A 23625-nucleotide genomic window follows, 5' to 3' on the forward strand; every position below is an offset into this window, starting at 1 on the left:
GCGTAAATGGACTCGTGTTAGGGTCCCTGCGCACTTGGCCCAGTAGCACGCTTGGAGCGAGAAGCATGCTCATATCCGTCGTGGTTCCGTGCTTCAACGAAGAGGACGTCATAGCCCGCTTCCATGATCATCTGGTCATGGAACTCGCGATGATCGGCCATGACTTCGAAATCGTCTACGTGGACGACGGAAGCCGGGACCGGACTCTCTCCATCCTGGAGCAGCTGGGCGACCGGGACGGCCACGTGCGCTTCGTCTCCTTCAGCCGCAACTTCGGCAAGGAGGCGGCCATGCTGGCGGGACTGCAGCACGCCTCGGGCGATGCCGTCGTCATCATGGATGCGGATCTGCAGCACCCCCCCGAGCTCATACGGCGCATGGTCGACCTGCACGCCGACGGTTACGACCAGGTCATCGCCAAGCGAACCAGGGAGGGTGACCGGGTCACCCGGACGATCGCCGCCCGTGCCTACTACCGGGTCATCAACCGCCTGGTCGACGTGGAACTGGTCGACGGGGTCGGTGACTTCCGGATGCTCTCCCGTCGCGCGACGGACGCGGTGCTCGAGCTCACCGAGTACAACCGCTTCTCCAAGGGCCTCTTCGCCTGGGTGGGATTTCCGACCGCCACTTTCGAGTACCAGAACGCCGTACGCGAGCAGGGCCGCAGCAAGTGGACGTTCGGCAAGCTGCTCAACTACGGACTCGACGGCCTGCTGTCCTTCAACAACAAGCCGCTGCGCATCGCGCTGTATCTCGGAATGCTGCTGCTTTCCGTCGCCTTCGCGTATGCCGCATGGATTGTCGGTGGCGCGCTGGTTAACGGAGTGAGAACTCCTGGATATGTCACGCTCGTGGTGGCCATCACGGCGCTGTCGGGTGTGCAGATGGTCATGCTGGGAGTGGCCGGTGAATATGTCGGCCGAATTTACTACGAGGTCAAGCGGCGCCCGCACTATCTGGTGAAGGCGACCAACGTCGCCTTGGTCCAAACCGGGAGCCGGAACGCGCCGGAGGTGCGGAAGGAACTGGTCCGCTGATGCTCGGCCAGCTCATCCGGTTCGGGATGGTGGGAGTCGCCAATACCGGCGTCTACTACGGCCTGTACCTGCTGTTTCTGCTGCGGCTGCCGTACGTGGCGGCGCACGTCCTGGCCTTTGTGCTCAGCATGATCGGTTCGTACTTCCTGACGACCTGGTTCACCTACAGGACCCGGCCGAGCTGGCGCACGTTCCTGCTCTTCCCGCTCACCAACGTGGCCAACTTCGTGATCACCACCGGGGGTCTCTACCTGCTGGTCGACGTGCTGCGGGTGGGGAGCTGGTTCGCGCCGCTGATCGCCTCGGCGGCGGCTGTGCCGGTCACCTTCGTGGTCTCCCGCATGATCATGGTCCGGCCGGGGGCGGAAGCGGTCGGTGGCCAGGCGGCGTGACACACGGCGCCGCTCGCGAGGCGTCCCCGTGATCACCAGGACGTTCGGACCCGTGGGAAATTCCGATTTCGGGCAGGCTCCGGCAGGTCCGGGCGCCGGTCGGACCGTAGGCTACGGCGCATGTGCGGAATCGTTGGATACGTGGGCGGCCAGTCCGCCCTCGACGTTGTCATCACGGGTCTGAAGCGGCTCGAGTACCGGGGATACGACTCGGCGGGCGTCGCCGTCCTCGCCGACGGCGGCCTGGCCTCGGCGAAGAAGGCGGGCAAGCTGGCCAACCTGGAGAAGCTGCTGGACGAGCGCCCGCTGCCGGCCGGCCTCGCCGGCCTCGGGCACACCCGCTGGGCCACCCACGGCGGACCCACGGACGCCAACGCGCACCCGCACCTGGACAACGCGGGCCGGGTCGCCGTCGTCCACAACGGCATCATCGAGAACTTCGCCGCCCTGCGCGCCGAACTCGCCGAACGCGGCCACGACCTGCTCTCGGAGACCGACACCGAGGTCGTCTCCCACCTCCTCGCCGAGGCCTACTCCTCCACCGGGGACCTGGCCGAGGCGATGCGCCAGGTCTGCGGCCGCCTCGAAGGCGCCTTCACGCTGGTGGCCGTGCACGCCGACGAGCCGGACGTCGTGGTCGGCGCCCGTCGCAACTCCCCGCTCGTCGTGGGCGTCGGCGACGGCGAGAACTTCCTCGCCTCCGACGTCGCGGCCTTCATCGCGTACACCCGCGACGCCATCGAACTCGGCCAGGACCAGGTCGTCGAGCTGCGCCGCGAGGGCGTCACCGTCACCGACTTCGAGGGCAAGCCCGCCGACGTCCGGCCGTACCACATCGACTGGGACGCCTCGGCCGCCGAGAAGGGCGGCTACGACTACTTCATGCTCAAGGAGATCGCCGAGCAGCCCAAGGCCGTCGCGGACACGCTGCTGGGCCGGATCGACGCGAGCGGCCTGCTCACCCTCGACGAGGTGCGCATCCCCGCCACCGTGCTCCGCGAGATCGACAAGATCGTCATCGTCGCCTGCGGCACCGCCTTCCACGCGGGCATGATCGCCAAGTACGCGATCGAGCACTGGACCCGCATCCCCTGCGAGGTCGAGCTCGCGAGCGAGTTCCGCTACCGCGACCCGATCCTGGCCCCCCGCACGCTGGTGGTCGCGATCAGCCAGTCCGGCGAGACCATGGACACCCTGATGGCCCTGCGGCACGCCCGCGAGCAGGGCTCCAAGGTGCTGGCCATCTGCAACACCAACGGCTCCACCATCCCGCGCGAGTCGGACGCGGTGCTCTACACGCACGCCGGCCCCGAGGTCGCCGTCGCCTCCACCAAGGCGTTCCTCACCCAGGTCGTCGCCTGCTACCTCGTCGCCCTCTACCTGGGCCAGGTGCGCGGCACGAAGTGGGGGGACGAGATCCTCGCCGTCATCCGCGAGCTCTCCCAGATCTCCCGCCAGGTCGAGCAGGTCCTGCAGACCATGGAGCCGGTCCGTGAACTGGCCCGCTCCCTCAAGGACAAGAACACCGTCCTCTTCCTCGGCCGCCACGTGGGCTACCCCGTGGCCCTGGAGGGCGCGCTCAAGCTCAAGGAACTCGCCTACATGCACGCCGAGGGCTTCGCCGCCGGCGAGCTCAAGCACGGTCCCATCGCGCTGATCGAGGAGGACCTCCCGGTCGTCGTGGTCGTGCCGTCGCCGCGTGGACGCTCGGTGCTGCACGACAAGATCGTCTCCAACATCCAGGAGATCCGGGCCCGCGGCGCGCGCACCATCGTCATCGCGGAGGAGGGCGACGAGTCCGTCGTCCCCTACGCCGACCACCTGGTGCGGGTCCCGCAGACCCCGACGCTGCTGCAGCCGCTGGTCACGACCGTGCCGCTGCAGGTCTTCGCCTGCGAACTGGCCACGGCCCGCGGGAACGAGGTCGACCAGCCGCGGAACCTCGCGAAGTCCGTCACGGTCGAGTGATCACGCCGTGATCATCGGGGTGGGCATCGACGTCGCGGAGATCGACCGCTTCGAGCAGTCCCTGGAGCGCACGCCCGGCCTGGCGGAGCGGCTCTTCCTCCCCGGCGAGCTCCACCTCCCCAGTGGGGCCCGCCGGGGCGGCGCCTCCCTCGCGGCGCGGTTCGCCGCGAAGGAGGCGGTGGCGAAGGCGCTGGGGGCGCCCGGAGGGCTGCACTGGGCGGACGCGGAGGTCGTCACGGAGGATTCGGGGCAGCCGCGGCTGGTCGTCCGGGGGACGGTGGCGGCCCGGGCGGAGCAGTTGGGGGTGCGGACGTTCCACATCTCCCTCAGCCACGATGCGGGGGTCGCGTCGGCGGTGGTCATCGCGGAGGGCTGACGGGCGGACCGGCCGGGCGCCGCCTTCCCGTCCGCAGCCGGCCGCTGTGCGCCCGCAGGGCACGGGACGAACCCGCACCCACCCACCGGCGCCGGGACGAGCAGGCGAAAGACCCCGACAGCGGCCACGGCGCACCCGCGCCCACAGACGGCGCGCAACCACAGCCCCGCGGTGGGAACATGGCCGCATGCGGGTGGCGTACAGCGTGGAGACCGTACGGGCGGCGGAGCGGGCGCTCATGGCGCGGGTTCCGGAGGGGGCCCTGATGCAGCGGGCGGCGGCCGGCCTCGCGGCGGCGTGCGCGAACGCGCTCGGCGCCGGGGGCGGGGTCTACGCGGCCCGCGTCGTCGTGCTGACCGGGAGCGGGGACAACGGCGGCGACGCCCTGTACGCGGGGGCCCGCCTGGCGCGGCGGGGGGCGGGGGTGACCGCCGTCCTGCTGGCGCCCCAGAAGGCGCACCGCGGCGGCCTGGCCGCCCTGCGCGCCGCGGGCGGCCGTGCCGTCACCGCGGAGGACGTGGACGCGGTGGCCCTGGTCCACCGCGCCGACCTCGTGCTGGACGGCATCGTGGGCATCGGCGGCAAGGGCGGCCTGCGTGCCGAGGCGGTGCCGCTGGCGGAGGCCGCGCACGCGTCCGGGGCGGTCGTGGTCGCCGTGGATCTGCCGAGCGGTGTGGACGCCGACACCGGCGAGGTCCGGGGCGCGGCGGTGCGCGCCGACATGACGGTGACGTTCGGCACGTACAAGCCGGGCCTGCTCGTGGACCCGGCCGCCGGGCACGCGGGAGCCCAGCGCCTGGTCGACATCGGCCTCGGCCCCGACCTGGCCGGCACCCCGCCCGACCTGGAGGCGCTGCAGCACGCCGACGTCGCCGCCCTCCTGCCGGTCCCGGAGGCCGAGAGCGACAAGTACCGGCGCGGGGTGGTCGGCGTCGTCGCGGGCTCGGAGCGCTACCCCGGGGCCGCGGTGCTCGCGGTGGCCGGGGCGCTGCGCGCCGGCGCGGGGGCGGTGCGGTACGTGGGCCCGGGGGCGCAGGCCGTGCTGGCCCGCTTCCCGGAGACGCTGGTGTCGGCGGGGCCGCCGCACAAGGCCGGCCGGGTGCAGGCCTGGGTGGTGGGCCCGGGGCTGGGCGACGGGCCGGAGGCGCGGCGCGCGGTGGACGACGTGCTCGCCTCGGACGTGCCGGTGCTCGTGGACGCGGACGGCCTGCGGCTGCTGGGCCGGGCCGTGGTGCGCTCCCGCACCGCGGGCACCGTGCTGACCCCGCACGCCGGGGAGGCGGCGGCGCTGCTCGGCGTGGCCCGCGAGGAGGTGGAGGCGGCGCGGCTGGACCACGTGCGGCGGCTGGCCGACGCCTTCGGGGCGACGGCGCTGCTGAAGGGCTCCACGACGCTCGTCGCGTCACCGGAGCCGGGGGTGCCGGTCCGGGTCAACCCCACGGGGACGTCCTGGCTGGCGACGGCGGGCAGCGGTGACGTGCTCTCCGGGATCACCGGGTCCCTGCTGGCCGCGGGGCTCGCCCCGCGTGACGCGGCCTCGGTCGGCGCCTACCTGCACGGAATGTCGGCGCGGGTCGCCGCGGGCCCGGTGGGTGCGCCGGTCGCCGCGCACGACGTGGCCGCCGCCCTTCCCGGTGCCTGGCGCGACATCAGGTCCTGAGCCGCCGTCAACTGGGCGAAACGGGTGGAGTCCGCCGACGCTGCGTTCCACAGGGCGGCCGCGGGTCAATTTGTGTGTTCATGGGAACGTATGCCAGAAGTAGGGCCCGGCTGCTCACCGCGGCGGTGATCGCCCTGGCGGCACTCGGTGCGCACACGACGGCCGTCGCGGACGACGGCGACCGGCCGGTGCCGGTCGACCGGCTCGTGCCCGGGGTCCCCTTCGGCCCGGTGGCCTCCCGTCAGGTCGACACCCCCGACCAGGGCGCCCCGCCCCGCCGGATCGGCATGCCGGCCGCCGAGCCCCAGCGCAGCGCCGCGCCCGCCGAGGACGAGGACGAGGACTGGGTGGACCCGCAGCTGGTGGAGTTCGTGCCGGCCGAGGACGTCGAGCGGGCCCGGAAGTTCCAGGAGGAGCGGGCGGCGGCGGAGGAGAACGAGGACCCGTACTACGACGAGGGCGACGGGGAGAACCCCGAGCCCGGCGAGTACTGCACCTCCTTCACGGGCCCCTACCAGCGCGAGGCGGAGAAGCGGCTGCGGCTGCCGGTGAACGGCAGCCAGTCCGCGGCCGACTGCGCGGAGATCCGCCGCTTCCAGAAGTCCAGGGGCATCGTTCCCGCCACCGGCTTCGCGGGGCCCACCACCTGGGGTTACCTCCGCCTCGACGAGGCCACCAGGAAGGGCCCGAACGCCTCGCGCCGGTGCCCGGCCCCGGCCCGGGGCAAGCGCATCGTCTGCATCGACCTCAACCGCCAGCTGCTGTGGGTGCAGAGCAGCAGCACCAAGGTCGTCTTCGGCCCGGTCGCCATCCGCAGCGGCCGCAAGGGCTATCTCACCCGCACCGGCCGCTTCTCCGTCTACTGGCGACACAAGAACCACGTATCGGACATCTACGACGCCCCGATGCCGTACAGCCAGTTCTTCAGCGGCGGCCAGGCGATGCACGCCACTCCCGGAAGCGTCTACAAGGCGCCCGGATCGCACGGCTGCATCAACCTCTCCAACCGCAACGCGCGCCTGCTGTGGAACGTCCTGAAGATCCAGGAGGCGGTGTACGTGTGGGGAGCCAAACCCGCCACGTGACGGTGGAACAGGCCCGGCCTGAGACACTGGGCGCGATGGATGAGACGAATCTGCGCGCCCAGGCCACGGTCGACCTCGCCGCCCTGCGGTCCAACGTCGTGGCGCTGCGCGCCCGCGCGCCCCGCTCCGGGCTCATGGCCGTGGTCAAGGCGGACGCTTACGGCCACGGGATGGTGCCGTGCGCCAGGGCCGCCCTGGAGGCGGGCGCCGGCTGGCTCGGCACGGCCACGCCCGATGAGGCGCTGGCCCTGCGCGCGGCCGGGATCACGGCCCCCGTGCTGTGCTGGCTGTGGACGCCGGGCGGCCCCTGGCGGGCCGCCGTGGAGGCGGACGTCGACGTGACGGTCAGCGCGCTGTGGGCGCTGCGGGAGGTCTCGGAGGCGGCCGCAGCCGCGGGCCGTACCGCGCGCGTCCAGCTGAAGGCGGACACGGGCCTGGGCCGCAACGGCGCCCAGCCCTCGGAGTGGCCCGACCTGGTCGCCGCCGCCCGGGCCGCCGAGGCGGAGGGACTGGTCAAGGTCACCGGGCTGTGGTCGCATTTCGCCTGCGCCGACGAGCCCGGTCACCCCTCCATCGCGGCGCAGCTCGCCGTCTTCCGGACCGCCCTGGAGACCGCGGAGCGCGCCGGACTGCGCCCCGAGGTCCGCCACATGGCGAACTCCCCGGCCACCCTGACCCTGCCCGAGGCGCACTTCGACCTGGTCAGGACCGGCGTGGCGATGTACGGGATCTCGCCGGTCCCGCAGGTCGGCGGCCCGGCCGAGTTCGGGCTGCGGCCGGTGATGACGCTGTCGGCGCGGCTGGCCTCGGCCAAGCGCGTCCCCGGGGGCCACGGTGTCTCGTACGGGCACCACTACACGACGCCCGGCGAGACCACCCTCGCCCTGGTGCCGGTCGGGTACGCCGACGGCGTCCCGCGGCACGCCTCGGGCACCGGCCCGGTGCTGGTGGCGGGCAAGTGGCGGACGGTCGCCGGGCGGGTGGCGATGGACCAGTTCGTGGTCGACCTCGGGGGCGACCGCGCCGACGCCGGTGACGAGGCGGTACTGTTCGGCCCCGGTGACCGCGGCGAGCCGACCGCCGAGGACTGGGCGCGGGCGGCGGGCACCATCGCGTACGAGATCGTCACTCGGATCGGGTCCCGGGTGCCGCGCGTCTACGTGGGTACGTAAACGCGTAGCCGAGGGGAAGCAGCGGTACGACCATGACGGAGAGCGGTAAAGCGACGGGGGCGATCGAGGCGGTGGCCGAGGCGGCCGCCGCCTCCGGGCGCTGGCAGCGCGCCGGGATCGTCGGCGCGGCCATCGGAGTCGTGGCGGCGGGCGCCGCCGCCGGTGTGGCGCTGGAGCGGGCCACGGTCGGCCGGGGCATGCGCAAGCGCGCCCGGCTCGCCCTCGACCTGGCCGGGCCCTACGGCTCGCTGCGCGGGATGCCGGGCCGGGCCGTCGCAGAGGACGGCACCGAGCTCTACTACGAGGTCGAGGAGGCGGAGCCGGCGGTGGCCGACGCGGCCGCGCCGCCGCGCCGCTGGCAGTTCTTCCGCCGCGGCGGTCAGGCACCGCCGCTGACCGTGGTCTTCTGCCACGGCTACTGCCTCAACCAGGACTCCTGGCACTTCCAGCGCGCCGCGCTGCGCGGGGCGATACGCGCCGTCTACTGGGACCAGCGCAGCCACGGCCGCTCCGGCCGGGGCAAGGACCAGGAGGACGGCGGGCCCGCCACGATCGACCAGCTCGGCCGCGACCTGAAGGCGGTCCTGGACGCCGCCGCGCCGGAGGGCCCGCTGGTGCTCGTCGGGCACTCCATGGGGGGCATGACGGTCATGGCCTTCGCCGACCAGTTCCCCGAGGTGGTCGCCGAGCGGGTGGCCGGCTTCGCCTTCGTCGGCACCTCGTCCGGCAAGCTGGCCAGCGTGACGCTCGGCCTGCCGGCGGCGGGCGCGCGGGCGCTGCGGGCGCTGGCGCCGGGGGTGCTGCGGATCCTGGGCACCCAGGTCGACCTGGTGGAGCGGGGGCGCCGGGCCACGGCCGACCTCTTCGCCGGGATCATCAAGCGCTACTCCTTCGGCTCCGACGTGGACCCGGGCGTCGCGCGCTTCGCCGAGCGGATGATCGAGTCGACCCCGATCGACGTGGTCGCGGAGTTCTACCCGGCCTTCACCGAGCACGAGAAGAGCGAGGCCCTGGACGTGCTGGACGGCCTGCCCGGGCTCGTACTCGCCGGGGACAAGGACCTGCTGACGCCGAGTGAGCACAGCCGGTCCATCGCCGAGCGCCTGCCGGACACCGAGCTGGTGGTGGTGCCCGGTGCCGGGCACCTGGTGATGCTGGAGCACCCCGAGCTGGTCAGCACGCACCTGGCCGCGCTGCTCGCCGAGGCGGCCGACGCCTCGCGCGCCCCGGTCCCGCAGGCGCTGCGCGAACTGGCGGTACCGCCGCAGGCGGGGCCGGGCAGGGCGGACCGGGTGGCCTCCGGCGGCGCGTAGCATTCGGGCACATGGGCATGGAAGCCATCGGCATGGAAGCGATCCGGGTCACGGTCAAGACCCCTGAACAGATGCGCGAACTGGGGCGCCGCCTCGCGCCGCTGCTGCGCGCCGGAGACCTCGTCGTCCTCAGCGGTGACCTGGGCGCGGGCAAGACCACGCTGACCCGTGGCCTCGGTGAGGGCATGGGCGTCCGGGGCGCGGTGACGTCGCCGACCTTCGTGATCGCGCGGGTGCACCCCCCGCTGTCCGGCGGTCCGGCCCTGGTGCACGTGGACGCGTACCGGCTCTCAGGCGGCCTCGACGAGATGGAGGACCTGGACCTCGACGTCTCGCTGCCGGAGTCGGTGGTCGTGGTCGAGTGGGGCGAGGGCAAGGTCGAGGAGCTCTCCGACGACCGGCTGCAGCTGGTGATCCACCGCGCGGTGGGGGAGGTCGCGGGGAACGGGCAGGAGGACCACGACGTGCGCGAGGTCGTCGTCACCGGCGTCGGCGCACGCTGGGCCGGTGCGGACCTGGCGGGGCTCGGCGTCTGAGCGCGTAACCGTTCCGACAAGGTGTCGGGAAGATGTTGCGTGCGGCACGTCCCACGTGTTCTTCTGGAGTCCAGGAGCGGGTTAGGGCTGCCTAACCCGACCCCGTCGGACCCAGGAGGCATCCATGTCGGCCCACACGGCCCCGGAGCCGGAGCCGGGTTACTCGGTGCAGGCGCTGCTCGCGGCGTCCGCGGCGGCGAACGCGGTGTGCACCCCGCCGGGGGAGCACGACGAGCCGGAACCGGACGCGACACAGGACGAGCCCACGACGCGGCCCCAGGCGGACGCGGCCTGAGCGGGAGCGATCCGCGCCCGGGCCGGAGTGGCCGGGCGGTGGGAGGCGGGGTGCCCGCCTCCCGTCGCACCAGCCCCGGGGGCGTTCACTCTTCCGGGGGAAATCAGCGGACGACGACGATCTTGCTGCCGATCGTCGCGAACTTCCACAGCGCCGCGCCGTCCTTCCGCTTCTCGCGGATGCCGCCGGTCTGCTGGCCCGGGGGCGGGGCGTCGGGCAGAGAGCCGTCCTTCGCCGCGCTGAAGCCGATCACCACGCTGTCCACCGTGGTGAACCGCACCACGTTCTCGACGGCCACACCGTCGCCGCCGACGCCGGAGGCGCTGCGGGAGGCCACGGTGTAGGTGCCGGGGGCGGGGTCGACGGTGCCGGGGACGACCACGTAGGTGGTGCGCGCCTTCCCGTCCTCGCCGACCAGCCACACACGGTCCGCGCGGAGCGAGTACACGACCCTGGTGCCGCTGCCGGAGGCCGGGGGGAGTTCGTTCTTCCTCTCCGGCGAGGGCGAGGCGGAGGCCGCAGCGGTGGTGCCGGCGCCGTCGGCGGCCGCGGGGCGGACGTCCTCGGGCATCTCGTCGGCGGAGCTGGAGGCCTGGACGGCGAGTACGCCGACGGCGGCCAGGGCGGCTGCGGTCAGTCCGGTCACGATCGTCCCTGAACCGATCCTTGCCACGGCTTTCCTCCGGAGGTGGGCGTCACGCTGGGTTGACGTTAGCAGCCGTGCCGCACGGCGACGGGAGCGCCGTCCCGGGCGGCGGCGGCGCCCCCGTCCTGGCGGGGCCACCCCGGTGAACGCCGTAGGCTGAACGCGTGCTGCTGCTTGCCTTCGATACCGCAACCCCCGCCGTGACGGTCGCCCTCCACGACGGCCGGCGCGTGCTCGCAGAGTCGACGGAGATCGACGCGCGACGGCACGGGGAACTGCTGATGCCCGCCGTGGACCGCGTGCTGCGGGAGGCCGGGACCGTGCTGGGCGACGTGACCGGGATCGTGGTCGGCGTCGGCCCCGGCCCGTACACGGGGCTGCGCGTCGGACTGGTGACCGCGGTCTCCTTCGCCGACGTCCTCGGCGTCCCCGTCCACGGGATCTGCACCCTCGACGGACTGGCGTACGCCGCCGGCGTCCAGGGGCCGTTCGTCGTGGCCACGGACGCCCGCCGCAAGGAGGTCTACTGGGCCCGGTACGAGAGCCCGCGGGCCCGGGTGACCGACCCGGCCGTGGACCGGCCCGGCGACATCGCCGACGAGGTCGCGGGCGTGCCCGCGGTGGGCGCGGGCGCCGCCCTCTACCCCGAGGTCTTCACCGACGTCCGGCCGCCCGCCGACCAGTCCGCCGCCGCGCTGGCCGCGCTCGCCGCCGTGAAGCTGGCGGACGGCGAGGAGTTCCTCCCCCCGCTGCCGCTCTATCTGCGCCGCCCGGACGCCCAGGTGCCCGCCGGCTACAAGGCGGTCCTGCCGAAGTGACCGCGGTGATGCGCGAGATGCGCTGGTGGGACCTGGACCCGGTGATGGAGCTGGAACACGGGCTCTTCCCGGACGACGCGTGGTCGCGAGGGATGTTCTGGTCCGAACTGGCCGACGCGCGGCACCCGTCGGCGACCCGGTACTACGTCGTGGCCGAGGACGGCACCGGACGGGTCGTCGGCTACGCGGGCCTGGCCGCCGTCGGCGGCACCGGCGACGTGCAGACCATCGCCGTCGCCACCGACCAGTGGGGCACCGGCCTCGGCGCCCGGCTGCTCGCCGAACTGCTGCGCCGGGCCACCGCCTTCGAGTGCCACGAGGTACTGCTGGAGGTGCGCGTCGACAACGTCCGGGCCCAGCGGCTGTACGCCCGCTTCGGCTTCGAGCCGATCGGCTTCCGGCGCGGCTACTACCAGCCGGGCAACGTCGACGCCCTCGTGATGAGGCTCGGCGAGCTGCCCGCCTCCCCTGACGTACCGGGACTACAAGGAACAGAGACCACCCATGGCTGACGAGCCCCTTGTCCTCGGCATCGAGACGTCCTGCGACGAGACCGGTGTCGGCATCGTGCGCGGGCACACCCTGCTCGCCGACGCGGTCGCGTCCAGCGTCGACGAGCACGCCCGCTACGGCGGCGTCGTGCCCGAGGTCGCCAGCCGCGCGCACCTGGAGGCGATGGTCCCCACGATCCAGCGCGCGCTGAAGGAGGCCGGCGTCGCCGCCTCCGACCTCGACGGGATCGCCGTCACCGCGGGCCCCGGGCTCGCGGGCGCCCTGCTGGTCGGCGTGTCCGCGGCCAAGGCGTACGCCTACGCGCTCGGCAAGCCGCTGTACGGGGTCAACCACCTCGCCTCGCACATCTGCGTCGACCAGCTGGAGCACGGGCCGCTGCCCGAGCCGACGATGGCGCTGCTGGTGTCCGGCGGCCACTCCTCGCTGCTGCTGGCCCCCGACATCACCGGCGACGTGCGCCCGCTGGGCTCCACGATCGACGACGCGGCGGGTGAGGCCTTCGACAAGGTCGCCCGGGTGCTGGGCCTCGGCTTCCCCGGCGGCCCCGCCATCGACCGCGCGGCCCGCGAGGGCGATCCGGCCGCGATCCGCTTCCCCCGCGGCCTGACCGGCTCGCGCGACCCGGTCTACGACTTCTCCTTCTCCGGCCTGAAGACCGCGGTGGCCCGGTGGATCGAGTCCAAGCGCCGGGAGGGCGTGGAGGTGCCGGTCGCCGACGTGTCCGCGTCCTTCCAGGAGGCCGTCGTCGACGTCCTCACCCGCAAGGCGATCCGGGCCTGCAAGGACAACGGCGTCGACCATCTGATGATCGGCGGCGGCGTCGCGGCCAACACCCGGCTGCGCTCGCTGGCGCAGGAGCGCTGCGAGGACGCGGGGATCCTCCTGCGTGTGCCGCGGCCCAAGCTGTGCACCGACAACGGCGCCATGGTCGCGGCCCTCGGCTCGGAGATGGTGGCCCGCGGCCGGCCGTCGTCCACCTGGGACCTCCCGGCGGACTCCTCGCTGCAGGTCACGGACGTGTCCGTGCCCGGGCACACGCACGACCACCACGTCCACGACCACGACCACGTCCACGAGCTCAGCAAGGACAACCTCTACTCGTGACCGTCGCCCTGATGTGGGAGGCCCGCGCCGTCGAGGGGCGCGGGCCCGACCTTCTGGCGTGGGCCCGCTCGCGGCAGCTCTCGCCGGCCCCGCTGCGCCGGGAGACCTTCTCCGCCCCGCAGGACCGGGTCCTGGTCATCACCTGGTGGGACGCCCCGTACGACGCCCCGCTGCCCGAACTCCCCGAACCGGACGAGGGGCTGGCCCGGCGGGCCGTCCACCGCTGGCGCTTCGAGTCGGTGGCGGAGGGGACGTAGGCCCTGGTCAGGGGAGTGCCGGTCGTATGATGAGTCCGGCGTCGATCGCAACCGGGTTTCTGTCGTGGCGTCCCCGAGCAGGCGTCCTGCCGGACGGCCGGTGTCCGGGAGGCGTTCCGGCAGGTGGCGAGAAGACCCGATGACCGACTCCGGCTGCGCCGTCCTCTTCGATCTCGACGGCGTCCTCATCGACAGCCGGCGGGCGATGCGGCAGGCGATCCTCGACGTCGCCCGCGCGGCCCTCGGCGAGCAGGTGGACGAGAGCCGCCTGCCGGCGGGGCTCGACCACCTTCCGCACCACGAACACCTGGCACGGCTCGGCGTGACCGACGAGGAGACCGTGTTCGGGACCGCCTGGGAGGACGCGCTCGCGCTCGCCACGTGGGGCGCGTCCCCGTTCCCGGGCGCCGCGGGCCTGCTGCGCGACCTCGCGGCCTCCGGCACGGCGATCGGGGTGGTGACGATGCAGCCCGCGAGCCGGGTGGCGCGGCTCGTCCCCGCGGAGCTGTCCGCGCACTTCGGCGTGGTGGTCGGGTGGGGCGACGCGGCGCCGAAGCCCTCCGGGGAGGGGATCCTGCTCGCGCTCGACCGGCTCGGGGTGCCGCCGGGGCGCGCCTGCTTCGTGGGCGACAGCCCTTCCGACGTCGCCGCCGCGGCCGCCGCCGGGGTCCCTTCGATCGGCGCGCTCTGGGGATACACCGGCCCCGCCCTGGGGAACTGCGGGCCCACCGCGCTCGCCGGTGCCCTCTCCGACCTGCCGGGCCTCGTGGGGAGCCTTCTGGGGCCCGCGTAGCCGCCGTCAGGCGCGTGCGGGGCCGCTCGTCCCGGCCGGGCTGCCCAGCAGCATGCTCGGGGCGCCCGCGACGCGGGTCAGGAAGACGGTGGCCGCGTGCGGGCCCTGGGGCTTGACCCGGCGGCGCACCTCCTCCGGTTCGACGGCCGAGCCGCGCTTCTTCACGGTCAGCACGCCGACCTCGCGTTCGCGCAGCAGCGCCTTGAGCCGCTTGAGGTTGAAGGGCAGCACATCGGTGATCTCGTAGGCGGTCGCGTACGGCGTGGTGTGCTGCTCGTCCGAGGTGACGTAGGCGATGGTCGGGTCGATCAGCCCGCCGCCGACCCGCGCCGCCACGTCGGCCACCATGTGGGCCCGGATGACCGCGCCGTCCGGCTCGTACAGCCACCGTCCCACGGGGCGCACCTGCGGGTCGGGGAGCCCGGCGGCGGGCAGCGTGGCCCCCGACGGCAGGAGGGTCGCGCGGCGGGTGCCCGGCGCGGTGCCGAACCACAGCACGGCCTCCTTCACGTCGCCGTGGTCGGAGACCCACTCCGCCTCGGCGTCCTCCGGCACGGCCTCGTGCGGGATGCCCGGCGCCACCTTCAGGGCGGCCAGCGGCGCCTTCCGTGCCGCCGCGACCGCCCACGACAGGGGCGGGGAGTACGCCTCGGGGTCGAAGATCCTGCCGCGCCCGCCGCGCCGGGCCGGATCGACGAAGACGGCGTCACAGCCGTCCGCGGCGATCTCCGTCACATCGGCGCAGCGCACCTCGATCAGACCGGCCAGCCCCAGCGCCTCCGCGTTCGCCCGCATCACCGCGCAGGTCAGCGGGGAGCGGTCGACCGCCAGCACCTCCACCCCGGCGCGGGCCAGCGGGACGGCGTCCCCGCCGATCCCGCAGCACAGGTCCGCCAGCCGCCGCACCCCGAGGGCGGCGAACCGCTCGGCACGGTGCCGGGCGACGGAGGCCCGCGTCGACTGCTCGACCCCGTCGGGCGTGAAGTACATCCGGTAGGCGTCCTCGCCGAACTTCACCGCCGCCCGCTGCCGCAGCCGCGCCTGCGTCAGCGCGGCCGCCACCAGCCCGGCGTCGTGCTCCCGCCGCAGCCGCGTCGCGGTCGCCAGTTCGGCGGCGCGGTCGTAGTCCCGCAGGGAGGCCAGCAGCGACTGCCCCTCGTCGGTCAGGAGAGCCGAGAACGCGTCAAGATCCACGCCGTCCATTGTCCCGCGGCGCCGCGGCGCGCCGGACCGGCCGGGCGCACGCGCCCGCGGGTGAGCGGAACCGCCGCCTCCGCCGTGCCGCGCCCGGGGTGTGCCGGGCCCGGAACCGTACGTCCGAGCGCACCGTTCCCCGGGTGGAGAGCGGCTCGTACGGCGCGGCGTTGGCACTCCGCTTGACCGAGTGCTAAGCGCGTCCTAGTCTCGGACCTGGCACTCAGCCATGCCGAGTGCCAACACAAACGCGACGGGCAGGTCCGGCACCCGCGACGACGGGCCTACCAGGTCGCCACCCAGACAGACACTCCCGTGAGCCCTTTGAAGGGGGAGGTCGGATCGTGACGACCGCCAGCACCAAGGTTGCCATCAAGCCGCTCGAGGACCGCATCGTGGTCCAGCCGCTGGATGCCGAGCAGACCACCGCCTCCGGCCTGGTCATCCCGGACACCGCCAAGGAGAAGCCCCAGGAGGGCGTCGTCCTGGCCGTCGGCCCGGGTCGCTTCGAGGACGGCAACCGCATCCCGCTCGACGTCAAGGTCGGCGACATCGTGCTGTACAGCAAGTACGGCGGCACCGAGGTCAAGTACAGCGGCGAGGAGTACCTCGTCCTCTCGGCTCGCGACGTCCTCGCGATCGTCGAGAAGTAGAACCGGCGCCGCTCTTAACCGAGAAATGCCGTGACCACGCCCCGGGCACACCGAGTCCACGCACGGACCGGGGACCCGGGGCGCGGTCTTTGACGAGAACCCAAAGACGAGGAAATCCGCCGGTATGGCCAAGATCCTGAAGTTCGACGAGGACGCCCGTCGCGCCCTCGAGCGTGGCGTCAACAAGCTCGCCGACACCGTGAAGGTGACCATCGGCCCCAAGGGCCGCAACGTCGTCATCGACAAGAAGTTCGGCGCCCCGACCATCACCAACGACGGTGTGACCATCGCGCGTGAGGTCGAGATCGACGACCCGTACGAGAACCTCGGTGCGCAGCTGGTGAAGGAGGTGGCGACCAAGACCAACGACATCGCGGGCGACGGCACCACCACCGCCACCGTGCTGGCCCAGGCGCTCGTCCGCGAGGGTCTGCGCAACGTCGCCGCCGGCGCCTCCCCGGCCGCCCTGAAGAAGGGCATCGACGCCGCCGTCAAGGCCGTCTCGGACGAGCTGCTCGCCACCGCCCGCCCGATCGAGGGCAAGGAGGACGTCGCCGCCGTCGCCGCCCTGTCCGCCCAGGACAAGCAGGTCGGCGAGCTGATCGCCGAGGCGATCGACAAGGTCGGCAAGGACGGTGTCATCACCGTCGAGGAGTCCAACACCTTCGGGCTGGAGCTGGACTTCACCGAGGGCATGGCCTTCGACAAGGGCTACCTGTCGCCGTACTTCGTGACGGACCAGGAGCGCCAGGAGGCCGTCCTGGAGGACCCGTACATCCTCATCACCCAGGGCAAGATCTCCTCCATCCAGGACCTGCTCCCGCTGCTGGAGAAGATCCTGCAGGCCGGCGCCTCCAAGCCGCTGCTGATCATCGCCGAGGACGTCGAGGGCGAGGCCCTGTCGACCCTGGTGGTCAACAAGATCCGCGGCACCTTCAACGCGGTCGCGGTCAAGGCCCCCGGCTTCGGCGACCGCCGCAAGGCCATGCTCGGCGACATCGCCACCCTCACCGGCGGCACCGTCGTCGCCGAGGAGGTCGGCCTCAAGCTCGACCAGGTCGGCCTGGACGTGCTCGGCACCGCCCGCCGCGTGACCGTCACCAAGGACGACACCACCGTCGTCGACGGCGCCGGCGAGTCCGCGGAGATCAGCGGCCGGATCAACCAGATCAAGGCCGAGATCGCCGCGACCGACTCCGACTGGGACCGCGAGAAGCTCCAGGAGCGCCTCGCCAAGCTGGCCGGCGGCGTGTGCGTCATCCGCGTCGGCGCGGCCACCGAGGTCGAGCTCAAGGAGAAGAAGCACCGTCTGGAGGACGCCATCTCCGCGACCCGCGCCGCGGTCGAGGAGGGCATCGTCTCCGGTGGTGGCTCCGCGCTCGTCCACGCCGTCAAGGTGCTCGACGACAACCTCGGCAAGACCGGCGACGAGGCCACCGGTGTGGCGGTCGTCCGCCGCGCCGCGGTCGAGCCGCTGCGCTGGATCGCCGAGAACGCGGGCCTGGAGGGCTACGTCATCACCTCCAAGGTCTCCGAGCTGGAGAAGGGCCACGGCTTCAACGCCGCGACCGGCGAGTACGGCGACCTGGTGAAGTCCGGCGTCATCGACCCGGTCAAGGTCACCCGCTCCGCCCTGGAGAACGCCGCCTCCATCGCCTCCCTGCTCCTCACCACCGAGACCCTCGTGGTGGAGAAGAAGGAGGAGGAGCCCGCCGAGGCCGGTCACGGTCACGGCCACGGCCACTCCCACTGAGCTGGACCGCGAAGGCCCCCGTTCCCGCCCGGGAACGGGGGCCTTCGGGCTGCCGGGGGACCGGCCTCAGTCGCGGGGGTAGGCAGGCCCGAAGCGCCGCCCCGCCTTCGCCGAGAACCGGCCGAGCGCCCCGCTCGGCGCCAGCCGGGCCGCGGCCACCGCGGCCTTGTAGCGGGGGTCGGGCACGCTGAGGGAGCGGCCGCGGGCCAGATCGCGCAGGGCCGCGGCGACCACCTTGTCGGCGTCCAGCCACGCCCAGGAGGGGATGGCGCCGGTGTCCATCCCGGCCCGCTGGTGGAACTCGGTGCGGACGAAGCCCGGACACAGCGCCATCAGCCGCACCCCGGTGCCCGCGAGCTCCCGGGCCACGCCCTGGGTGAAGCTGACGACCCACGCCTTGCTCGCCCCGTACGTGCCGCGCGGCAGGAAGGCCGCCACCGAGGCCACGTTGACCACGAAGCCGCGCCCGCGCTCCCGCATGGCCCCGGTCGCGGCGGAGGTCAGCCGCAGCACCGCCTCGCAGTGCACCTTGAGCATGGTCAGCTCGTCGGCCATCGGCACGTCGCCGAAGCCGCCCCGGTTGCCGAAGCCCGCGTTGTTGACCAGTACGTCCACGGGGCGCTCGCGGTCCCGCAGCCGTGCCTCGACCGTCTCGATGCCCTTGTCCGCCGACAGGTCGGCGGGCAGCACCTCCACGGTCACCCCGTACGCCTGCCGCAGCTCCCGCGCGCACTCCTCCAGCCGCTGCCCGTCGCGGGCGACCAGGACCAGGGCGTGACCGTCCGCCGCGAGCCGGCGCGCGAACGCCGCGCCGATCCCCGCGGTGGCTCCCGTGATCAGTGAAGTCGTCATGCCCCGCAGGCTAGTGAGCCCCCGTGCGTCCGCGGGCCGCGGCGCGCACATCCTGCGGGAGCGCTTCCGCCGCCGTCAGCCGGGGGAGCAGCGCGGGCTCCAGGGTGACCGCGCGGAAGGTCAGCGCGACCGTGACCTCGTGGTCCGGGCGGTGGACGACCTCGACCGGGTCGCCGGCCCGGATCTCACCGGCCTCGGCGACCCGGAGGTAGGCGCCGGGCAGCGCGGCCCGCGTGAACGTCCTGATCCAGCCGCCCTGTTCCAGCCAGCCCTGGAAGGTGGCGCAGGGGATCCGCGGGCAGGACACCTCCAGGACGGCGCCGCCCGGGCCGCCGATCCGCCAGCGCTCGCCGATCAGGGCCTCGTTGACGTCCAGCCCCGAGGTGGTCAGGTTCTCCCCGAACACGCCGTTGCGCAGCGACAGGCCGAGCCGGCGTTCCCAGGAGTCGAGGTCCTCGCGGGCGTAGGCGTAGACGGCCTGGTCGGAGCCGCCGTGGTGCGCCACGTCGTACACCCGGTCGCCGGCGAGGCCGACCGAGCCGGTGCCCTTCGGGCCCGGTGCGGTCACCGCCACCGGGCCCTCCACCGGGTGCTTGTCGATGCCGGTCGTCCCGGTCGTCTTCCACGGATTCGGACGGGGCCGGCCCACGTTCACCGAGAGCAGCTTCATCCTGCGACGGTACGGCGCCCGCCCGGCGCCCGGCGAGGTGTTTTCCGGCGGCCGGGGCAAGGGCGAACCTAGCCCGCGAGCACGCGCAGCAGCCGGTCCACGTCCGCCTCGGTGTTGTACAGGTGGAAGGCCGCCCGCAGGTTCCCCGCACGGGCCGAGACCCGGATGCCGGCGGCGGCCAGCCGCTCCGCCGCGTCGCCCAGGCCCGGGACGGCCACGATCGCCGAGGCCGCCGCGCCGGACGGCACGGGCTTGTGGCCGAGCCGCAGCAGACCCGCCCGGAAGCGCTCGGCCAGCGCGACGTCGTGGGCGCCGATGGCCTCGACGCCCAGTTCCTCGACCAGTGCCAGCGAGGCCGCCCCTGCCAGGTACGGCAGCAGCGGCGGCATCACGTCGAACCGCCGGGCGGACCCTGCGAGGTGCGCGACCGGCCCGTAGCAGTCGCCCCACGGGTCCTCGGCCGCGAACCAGCCGGCGAACTGCGCCGACAGCCCGTCCTCGGCGCCCTCCCGCACGGTCAGGAAGGACACCCCGCGCGGGGCGAGCAGCCACTTGTAACCGCCGCACACGACGTAGTCGAGGCCGTCCGCGCGCAGCGGCAGCCAGCCGACCGCCTGCGTGGCGTCGACGAGCACGCGCGCGCCGTGCCGGGCCGCGGCCTCGCGGACCGCCGCGAGGTCGGCGACCCGGCCGTCCGCGGACTGCACCGCGCTGACCGCGACGAGGTCGGTTTCGGGACGTACGGCGTCGGCGACGCCCTCCAGGGGCACGGCATGCACCGTGACGTCGGCGCGGGAGGCGAAGGGGTTGACGAGCGAGCTGAAGTCGCCGTCGGCCAGCACCACTTCGGCCCCGGCGGGGAGCGCCGCGGCGATCATGCCGACATGTGTGGTGACCGAGGAGCCGACCGCGACGCGGTCGGCGGCGACCCCGGTGAGCCGGGCGTAGGCGGCGCGGGCGGCGCCCAGGGCGCGCTCGTCGCGCACCCAGTTGTCGGTGCCGTCGGACCAGGCGGCCACGGCGGTGCGCAGCGCCTCGACGGCGCGGAGCGGGCCGATGCCCGACGAGGCGGTGTTGAGGTAGCTGATCCCGTCGTCCAGCGCGAATTCCCCGGTGATGTCCATGGCTCCTCAGCCTGCGCCCAGGACTGCCCCAAGTCCACCATCGATCACCGAACGCGACCCCCAAGGAACACTTATGCTCGGAGCGTGTTCGAGGCCCGCCACCTTCGTGTGCTGCGCGCCGTGGCCCGCTCCGGCTCGCTGTCGGGCGCCGCGCGGGAGCTGGGCTGCACCCAGCCCGCGGTCAGCCAGCAGATGAAGGCGCTGGAACTTGCCGCGGGCACCCCGCTGCTGGTCCGCGGTGGGCGGACGACCCGGCTGACCGAGGCGGGCGAGGCGCTGGCCCGGCACGCGAGCGGCATCCTCGCGGGGCTGGCCGCCGCCGAGGAGGAGGTCGCGGCCATCGGGGGCCTGCGCGCCGGGCGGGTGCGGATGGTGTCGTTCCCGAGCGCGGGCCCGTCCCTGGTGCCCACCGCGCTGGCGGCGATGCGCGCCGCGCACCCGGACGTACGGGTCACGCTGGCCGAGGCGCAGCCGCCGCGAGCGGTGCAGATGCTGCGCGCCGGGGAGTGCGAACTGGCGCTGGTCTACCGCTACGCGGACGACGCGGGCGGGGAGGACGCGGCCGCGTGGGAGGGGTTCCTGGTGCGGCCGTTGCTGACCGACCGGCTCTTCGCGGTGCTGCCGGCCGGGCACGCGCTGGCGCGCGCCGGCGGCGGCCCGGTCCGGCTGTCCGACCTCGCGGACGAGGCGTGGATCGCGGGCTGCCCGTACTGCCGCCGGCACCTGGTCGAGCTGTGCGGGCGGGAGGGTTTCGAGCCGCGCATCGACTTCGCCACGGACGACTACCCGGCGGCGGTCGGCCTGGTGGCGTCGGGAATGGGCGTCTCGGCGCAGCCCGGCCTCGCGCTGGAGGCGGTGCGGCTGCGCGGGGTGGCCGTGCGCGAACTGTGTCCGTCCGTAGGCCGGGACGTGGCCGCGCTCACGCTGCCCGACCTGGCTCAGGTGCCGGCTGTCGACATGATGCTGGGCCGGCTGCGGCTGGCCGCTCTGCGCGACCCGTCGGCGGTCTGAGTGCCCGGCACCGCGGGCACCCCGCCGTTTGTGGTGAAACGTTTCCTCGTCGGCTGACGTCCGGTGCGTCAATGACCGCCGGTGGCGTGCGAGCTCATGACCCGGTTGCGGGACCGGCCCATCATCTCCTCGCGCTCGTCCTCGGTGAGTCCGCCCCAGACCCCGTAGGGCTCGCGGACCGTCAGAGCGTGCGTCGCGCACTCGGCGCGGACGGGGCAGCGCATGCACACCTCCTTGGCCGCCGCCTCACGCGCGCTCCGGGCGGCACCGCGCTCTCCCTCGGGGTGGAAGAACAGGGAGCTGTCGACGCCGCGGCAGGCGGCGACGAGCTGCCAGTCCCAGAGGTCGGCGTTCGGGCCCGGGAGGCGGGAGAAGTCTGCCATTGCTCATCTCCTCGAGAGGTGGGCTGCAGGGACACCGTCCAGGCGCGAAGCTCTGGGAAGGTGCTGTCGACGGTACATCTACTGTCGAAGTAGATGTAAATATGATTCATCACAAAATCGCCAACGAACTCCCGCCATGCGGGTAAAAAGCCTCCAAACAGGCAAAATCTGACATTGCCCCCCGGTCGGCGGCGGCCCTGTGCTGCAAGCGGGCGCCCGTTGTGCCGGTTTTTGAGGCTCGGTGAACCCTTGCGACCTGCGACGTTGCTGATCCGTGTCGGTCCGGGCACGGAGAGTGCGGGAGTCGCCCGCCAAACTCCGTAACTCTTTCGAGTGAGGGTCGTTGAAGGTGCGGAAGTGGTTGGCGGTCGAACTAATCGGGCAGGCGCCCGAGGCCGTCATCCCCACCGGTGAACGATTCGTACAGCCTGGAGGCTCAACGTGACGCGGATCAGCTGCGGAGGACGGTCATGACTTCCGTTCTCGTCTGCGACGACTCCCCGCTTGCCCGAGAGGCCCTGCGCCGCGCGGTTGCGACCGTGCCCGGCGTGGAGCGTGTGACGACCGCGGCCAACGGCGAGGAAGTCCTCCGCCGCTGGGGCGCCGACCGCTCGGACCTCATCCTCATGGACGTCCGGATGCCCGGCCTCGGCGGCGTCGAGACCGTACGGCGGCTGCTGTCCGCAGACCCCGGCGCCCGCATCATCATGCTCACGGTCGCCGAGGACCTGGACGGCGTGGCCCTCGCGGTCGCCGCCGGTGCCCGCGGATACCTGCACAAGGACGCCTCGCGCGCCGAGTTGCGGGCCACGGTCACCCAGGCGCTGGCCGACCCGACCTGGCGGCTCGCCCCGCGCCGGCTGCGCTCGGCCGAGATGGGCGCCGCCCCGACCCTGACCGCCCGCGAGATCCAGGTGCTGGAGGGCATGAGCCACGGCCGCTCCAACGCGGAGATCGGCCGCGAGCTCTTCCTCTCCGAGGACACCGTCAAGACGCACGCGCGACGCCTCTTCAAGAAGCTCGGCGCCTCGGACCGGGCCCACGCGGTGGCGCTCGGCTTCCGCTGGGGCCTGGTGCGCTGAGGGGCCGATGAGCTGTGGGGCAGCTGTGCGGCTGCCCCGCTCGTACCGGTTTCCGCGCCGAGGGCGCATGCTTGAGGCATGGACTCTCGGGGAAACGGTCGGGCGGGGCGGCGGGTGCATGACATGACTACGGCCGGTGCGGCCCCTCGAAACGCTCCGCACGGCACTCCGCATAACGCTTCGGAGCACAACCACGGGTGTGAGCCCACGGAGCGGCCCGCGGCGATGCACTATGGACGGATGCGCGACGAGGCCACCGGCAATGAGACAGCCATAGGGGCACTCGTACGTCGAGCCGTGGACGGCGACGAGCAGGCGACGCACGATCTGCTCGCCCATGTGCACCCACTCGCCCAGCGCTACTGCCGTACCAGGCTGTCGCGGCTGCCGGGTGACGCGCGCCACTTCGTGGATGACCTCGCCCAGGAGGTCTGCCTCGCGGTGCTGTGCGCCCTGCCCCGCTACCGGGACCAGGGCCGGCCCTTCGAGGCCTTCGTCTTCGGTATCGCGGCACACAAGGTCGCCGACCTCCAGCGGGCCGCCATGCGCGGTCCGGGCTCGACGGCCGTGCCCTCCGAGGAGATGCCCGAGCAGCCGGACGACTCACTCGGGCCCGAGGAGCGGGCGCTGCTCAGCAGCGACGCGGAGTGGGCGAAGAAGCTGCTCGCCAACCTCCCGGAGCACCAGCGGGAGCTGGTGCTGCTCCGCGTCGCCGTGGGCCTCACCGCGGAGGAGACCGGTCAGGTGCTCGGCATGTCGCCGGGCGCCGTCCGGGTCGCCCAGCACCGCGCGCTGTCCCGGCTGCGGGCGCTGGCGGAGGAAGCGGCCGCGGGCGCCCCCGGGTTGAGCGCCTAGTCCACCCCCGCCCGGCCCCCTCCCCGGGGGCGGAATTGGTTTCCCGCGGGAGCCATTAGCATTGAACATCTCGCCGGGCA

26 protein-coding genes are annotated in these 23625 nt (G+C 73.4%); 20 read left to right on the top strand and 6 right to left on the bottom strand.

Annotated features, from left to right (window positions below; genetic code table 11):
• The first annotated feature begins 65 nt into the window (after positions 1-65).
• The 10 genes from PV342_RS36595 (at position 66) to PV342_RS36640 (ending at position 9837) form a co-directional block, all read left to right on the top strand.
• A complete protein-coding gene (locus PV342_RS36595) occupies positions 66-1040 on the top strand; it encodes a glycosyltransferase family 2 protein (protein WP_400799223.1) in 975 nt (324 codons plus the stop codon).
• Positions 1040-1432, top strand: coding sequence for a GtrA family protein (locus PV342_RS36600; RefSeq protein ID WP_018562772.1), 393 nt, complete (start codon positions 1040-1042; stop codon positions 1430-1432). The genes PV342_RS36595 and PV342_RS36600 overlap by 1 nt, the downstream gene beginning before the upstream one ends.
• A 120-nt stretch (positions 1433-1552) precedes the next feature.
• Entirely contained in the window at positions 1553-3400 is a 1848-nt protein-coding gene (gene glmS, locus PV342_RS36605) for a glutamine--fructose-6-phosphate transaminase (isomerizing) (protein WP_400799219.1), read from the top strand.
• Between the two features lie 7 nt (positions 3401-3407).
• On the top strand, positions 3408-3776 hold the full coding sequence (locus PV342_RS36610) for a holo-ACP synthase (protein ID WP_018562774.1): 369 nt from the start codon (positions 3408-3410) through the stop codon (positions 3774-3776).
• 187 nt (positions 3777-3963) lie between these two features.
• Positions 3964-5436, top strand: coding sequence for an NAD(P)H-hydrate dehydratase (locus PV342_RS36615; protein ID WP_500320474.1), 1473 nt, complete (start codon positions 3964-3966; stop codon positions 5434-5436).
• An 80-nt stretch (positions 5437-5516) separates the two neighbouring features.
• Positions 5517-6521, top strand: a complete 1005-nt coding sequence (locus tag PV342_RS36620; protein WP_361011442.1) for a L,D-transpeptidase family protein — start codon at positions 5517-5519, stop codon at positions 6519-6521.
• Positions 6522-6556: 35 nt separating this feature from the next.
• Positions 6557-7693: an alanine racemase gene (gene alr / locus PV342_RS36625; protein WP_386991402.1), complete on the top strand. Its 1137-nt coding sequence runs from the start codon at positions 6557-6559 to the stop codon at positions 7691-7693.
• A gap of 32 nt (positions 7694-7725) precedes the next feature.
• Positions 7726-9006 carry an alpha/beta fold hydrolase gene (locus PV342_RS36630; RefSeq protein ID WP_329186191.1) on the top strand — a complete coding sequence of 427 codons (1281 nt, stop codon included), beginning with the start codon at positions 7726-7728 and terminating at the stop codon, positions 9004-9006.
• An 11-nt stretch (positions 9007-9017) separates the two neighbouring features.
• Positions 9018-9542: a tRNA (adenosine(37)-N6)-threonylcarbamoyltransferase complex ATPase subunit type 1 TsaE gene (gene tsaE / locus PV342_RS36635; protein WP_386991404.1), complete on the top strand. Its 525-nt coding sequence runs from the start codon at positions 9018-9020 to the stop codon at positions 9540-9542.
• A gap of 124 nt (positions 9543-9666) precedes the next feature.
• Positions 9667-9837: a hypothetical protein gene (locus PV342_RS36640; RefSeq protein WP_018562780.1), complete on the top strand. Its 171-nt coding sequence runs from the start codon at positions 9667-9669 to the stop codon at positions 9835-9837.
• A gap of 103 nt (positions 9838-9940) precedes the next feature.
• Here PV342_RS36640 and PV342_RS36645 read toward each other — a convergent pair whose 3' ends face one another.
• Positions 9941-10483: a L,D-transpeptidase gene (locus PV342_RS36645; protein WP_018562781.1), complete on the bottom strand. Its 543-nt coding sequence runs from the start codon at positions 10481-10483 to the stop codon at positions 9941-9943.
• A 164-nt stretch (positions 10484-10647) separates the two neighbouring features.
• Here PV342_RS36645 and tsaB point away from each other — a divergent pair, with 164 nt between their 5' ends.
• From tsaB to PV342_RS36670, 5 genes are all read left to right on the top strand, one after another.
• On the top strand, positions 10648-11301 hold the full coding sequence (gene tsaB / locus PV342_RS36650; RefSeq protein WP_400799204.1) for a tRNA (adenosine(37)-N6)-threonylcarbamoyltransferase complex dimerization subunit type 1 TsaB: 654 nt from the start codon (positions 10648-10650) through the stop codon (positions 11299-11301).
• Between the two features lie 17 nt (positions 11302-11318).
• The gene (gene rimI / locus PV342_RS36655; RefSeq protein WP_179280217.1) at positions 11319-11813 is read left to right on the top strand and encodes a ribosomal protein S18-alanine N-acetyltransferase; all 495 of its coding nucleotides are present in this window, start codon (positions 11319-11321) and stop codon (positions 11811-11813) included.
• Positions 11806-12918, top strand: coding sequence for a tRNA (adenosine(37)-N6)-threonylcarbamoyltransferase complex transferase subunit TsaD (tsaD, locus tag PV342_RS36660; RefSeq protein WP_500320478.1), 1113 nt, complete (start codon positions 11806-11808; stop codon positions 12916-12918). Before rimI ends, tsaD begins: the two co-directional genes overlap by 8 nt.
• On the top strand, positions 12915-13175 hold the full coding sequence (locus PV342_RS36665; RefSeq protein ID WP_018562785.1) for a hypothetical protein: 261 nt from the start codon (positions 12915-12917) through the stop codon (positions 13173-13175). Before tsaD ends, PV342_RS36665 begins: the two co-directional genes overlap by 4 nt.
• Positions 13176-13314: 139 nt before the next feature.
• Entirely contained in the window at positions 13315-13968 is a 654-nt protein-coding gene (locus tag PV342_RS36670) for an HAD family hydrolase (protein WP_329186184.1), read from the top strand.
• A gap of 6 nt (positions 13969-13974) precedes the next feature.
• On the opposite strand, the gene PV342_RS36675 is transcribed toward PV342_RS36670, so the two are convergent.
• Entirely contained in the window at positions 13975-15171 is a 1197-nt protein-coding gene (locus PV342_RS36675) for a THUMP-like domain-containing protein (RefSeq protein WP_500320480.1), read from the bottom strand.
• A 335-nt stretch (positions 15172-15506) separates the two neighbouring features.
• On the opposite strand from PV342_RS36675, the gene groES reads away from it, so the two are divergent.
• Entirely contained in the window at positions 15507-15815 is a 309-nt protein-coding gene (gene groES, locus PV342_RS36680; RefSeq protein WP_018562788.1) for a co-chaperone GroES, read from the top strand.
• A gap of 124 nt (positions 15816-15939) precedes the next feature.
• Entirely contained in the window at positions 15940-17568 is a 1629-nt protein-coding gene (gene groL, locus PV342_RS36685) for a chaperonin GroEL (RefSeq protein ID WP_089229067.1), read from the top strand.
• A 66-nt stretch (positions 17569-17634) separates the two neighbouring features.
• Here the strand turns inward: groL and PV342_RS36690 are convergent, their stop codons facing one another.
• The 3 genes from PV342_RS36690 to PV342_RS36700 all read right to left on the bottom strand — a co-directional run bounded on the left by PV342_RS36690 (position 17635) and on the right by PV342_RS36700 (position 20214).
• Entirely contained in the window at positions 17635-18420 is a 786-nt protein-coding gene (locus tag PV342_RS36690) for an SDR family NAD(P)-dependent oxidoreductase (protein WP_400799194.1), read from the bottom strand.
• Positions 18421-18430: 10 nt separating this feature from the next.
• Positions 18431-19090, bottom strand: a complete 660-nt coding sequence (locus tag PV342_RS36695; protein WP_386991415.1) for an MOSC domain-containing protein — start codon at positions 19088-19090, stop codon at positions 18431-18433.
• 68 nt (positions 19091-19158) lie between these two features.
• A complete protein-coding gene (locus PV342_RS36700; protein ID WP_500320483.1) occupies positions 19159-20214 on the bottom strand; it encodes an aminotransferase class V-fold PLP-dependent enzyme in 1056 nt (351 codons plus the stop codon).
• 84 nt (positions 20215-20298) lie between these two features.
• Here PV342_RS36700 and PV342_RS36705 point away from each other — a divergent pair, with 84 nt between their 5' ends.
• Positions 20299-21225 carry a LysR family transcriptional regulator gene (locus PV342_RS36705; protein WP_500320485.1) on the top strand — a complete coding sequence of 309 codons (927 nt, stop codon included), beginning with the start codon at positions 20299-20301 and terminating at the stop codon, positions 21223-21225.
• Between the two features lie 68 nt (positions 21226-21293).
• Here PV342_RS36705 and PV342_RS36710 read toward each other — a convergent pair whose 3' ends face one another.
• The gene (locus PV342_RS36710; RefSeq protein ID WP_018562793.1) at positions 21294-21608 is read right to left on the bottom strand and encodes a WhiB family transcriptional regulator; all 315 of its coding nucleotides are present in this window, start codon (positions 21606-21608) and stop codon (positions 21294-21296) included.
• A gap of 470 nt (positions 21609-22078) precedes the next feature.
• On the opposite strand from PV342_RS36710, the gene PV342_RS36715 reads away from it, so the two are divergent.
• Complete coding sequence (locus PV342_RS36715; RefSeq protein ID WP_003948568.1) at positions 22079-22690, top strand: response regulator transcription factor; 612 nt, start codon at positions 22079-22081, stop codon at positions 22688-22690.
• A 240-nt stretch (positions 22691-22930) separates the two neighbouring features.
• The gene (locus PV342_RS36720; RefSeq protein WP_500320487.1) at positions 22931-23545 is read left to right on the top strand and encodes a sigma-70 family RNA polymerase sigma factor; all 615 of its coding nucleotides are present in this window, start codon (positions 22931-22933) and stop codon (positions 23543-23545) included.
• Positions 23546-23625: the final 80 nt, after the last annotated feature.

It is taken from the genome of Streptomyces sp. PA03-3a, assembly GCF_033792735.1.
GTDB lineage: Bacteria > Actinomycetota > Actinomycetes > Streptomycetales > Streptomycetaceae > Actinacidiphila.

Excerpts from the sequence above, each read along its gene's own strand:
- tsaD (WP_500320478.1), top strand. The coding sequence starts at position 11,806 with ATGGCTGACGAGCCCCTTGTCCTCGGCATCGAGACGTCCTGCGACGAG.
- PV342_RS36690 (WP_400799194.1), bottom strand. The coding sequence starts at position 18,420 with ATGACGACTTCACTGATCACGGGAGCCACCGCGGGGATCGGCGCGGCG.
- PV342_RS36700 (WP_500320483.1), bottom strand. The coding sequence starts at position 20,214 with ATGGACATCACCGGGGAATTCGCGCTGGACGACGGGATCAGCTACCTC.
- PV342_RS36675 (WP_500320480.1), bottom strand. The coding sequence starts at position 15,171 with ATGGACGGCGTGGATCTTGACGCGTTCTCGGCTCTCCTGACCGACGAG.
- PV342_RS36720 (WP_500320487.1), top strand. The coding sequence starts at position 22,931 with ATGCGCGACGAGGCCACCGGCAATGAGACAGCCATAGGGGCACTCGTA.
- PV342_RS36710 (WP_018562793.1), bottom strand. The coding sequence starts at position 21,608 with ATGGCAGACTTCTCCCGCCTCCCGGGCCCGAACGCCGACCTCTGGGAC.
- PV342_RS36670 (WP_329186184.1), top strand. The coding sequence starts at position 13,315 with ATGACCGACTCCGGCTGCGCCGTCCTCTTCGATCTCGACGGCGTCCTC.
- rimI (WP_179280217.1), top strand. The coding sequence starts at position 11,319 with ATGCGCTGGTGGGACCTGGACCCGGTGATGGAGCTGGAACACGGGCTC.
- PV342_RS36615 (WP_500320474.1), top strand. The coding sequence starts at position 3,964 with ATGCGGGTGGCGTACAGCGTGGAGACCGTACGGGCGGCGGAGCGGGCG.
- PV342_RS36600 (WP_018562772.1), top strand. The coding sequence starts at position 1,040 with ATGCTCGGCCAGCTCATCCGGTTCGGGATGGTGGGAGTCGCCAATACC.
- alr (WP_386991402.1), top strand. The coding sequence starts at position 6,557 with ATGGATGAGACGAATCTGCGCGCCCAGGCCACGGTCGACCTCGCCGCC.
- glmS (WP_400799219.1), top strand. The coding sequence starts at position 1,553 with ATGTGCGGAATCGTTGGATACGTGGGCGGCCAGTCCGCCCTCGACGTT.
- PV342_RS36630 (WP_329186191.1), top strand. The coding sequence starts at position 7,726 with ATGACGGAGAGCGGTAAAGCGACGGGGGCGATCGAGGCGGTGGCCGAG.
- PV342_RS36595 (WP_400799223.1), top strand. The coding sequence starts at position 66 with ATGCTCATATCCGTCGTGGTTCCGTGCTTCAACGAAGAGGACGTCATA.
- tsaE (WP_386991404.1), top strand. The coding sequence starts at position 9,018 with ATGGGCATGGAAGCCATCGGCATGGAAGCGATCCGGGTCACGGTCAAG.
- PV342_RS36695 (WP_386991415.1), bottom strand. The coding sequence starts at position 19,090 with ATGAAGCTGCTCTCGGTGAACGTGGGCCGGCCCCGTCCGAATCCGTGG.
- PV342_RS36715 (WP_003948568.1), top strand. The coding sequence starts at position 22,079 with ATGACTTCCGTTCTCGTCTGCGACGACTCCCCGCTTGCCCGAGAGGCC.
- PV342_RS36640 (WP_018562780.1), top strand. The coding sequence starts at position 9,667 with ATGTCGGCCCACACGGCCCCGGAGCCGGAGCCGGGTTACTCGGTGCAG.
- groL (WP_089229067.1), top strand. The coding sequence starts at position 15,940 with ATGGCCAAGATCCTGAAGTTCGACGAGGACGCCCGTCGCGCCCTCGAG.
- PV342_RS36620 (WP_361011442.1), top strand. The coding sequence starts at position 5,517 with ATGGGAACGTATGCCAGAAGTAGGGCCCGGCTGCTCACCGCGGCGGTG.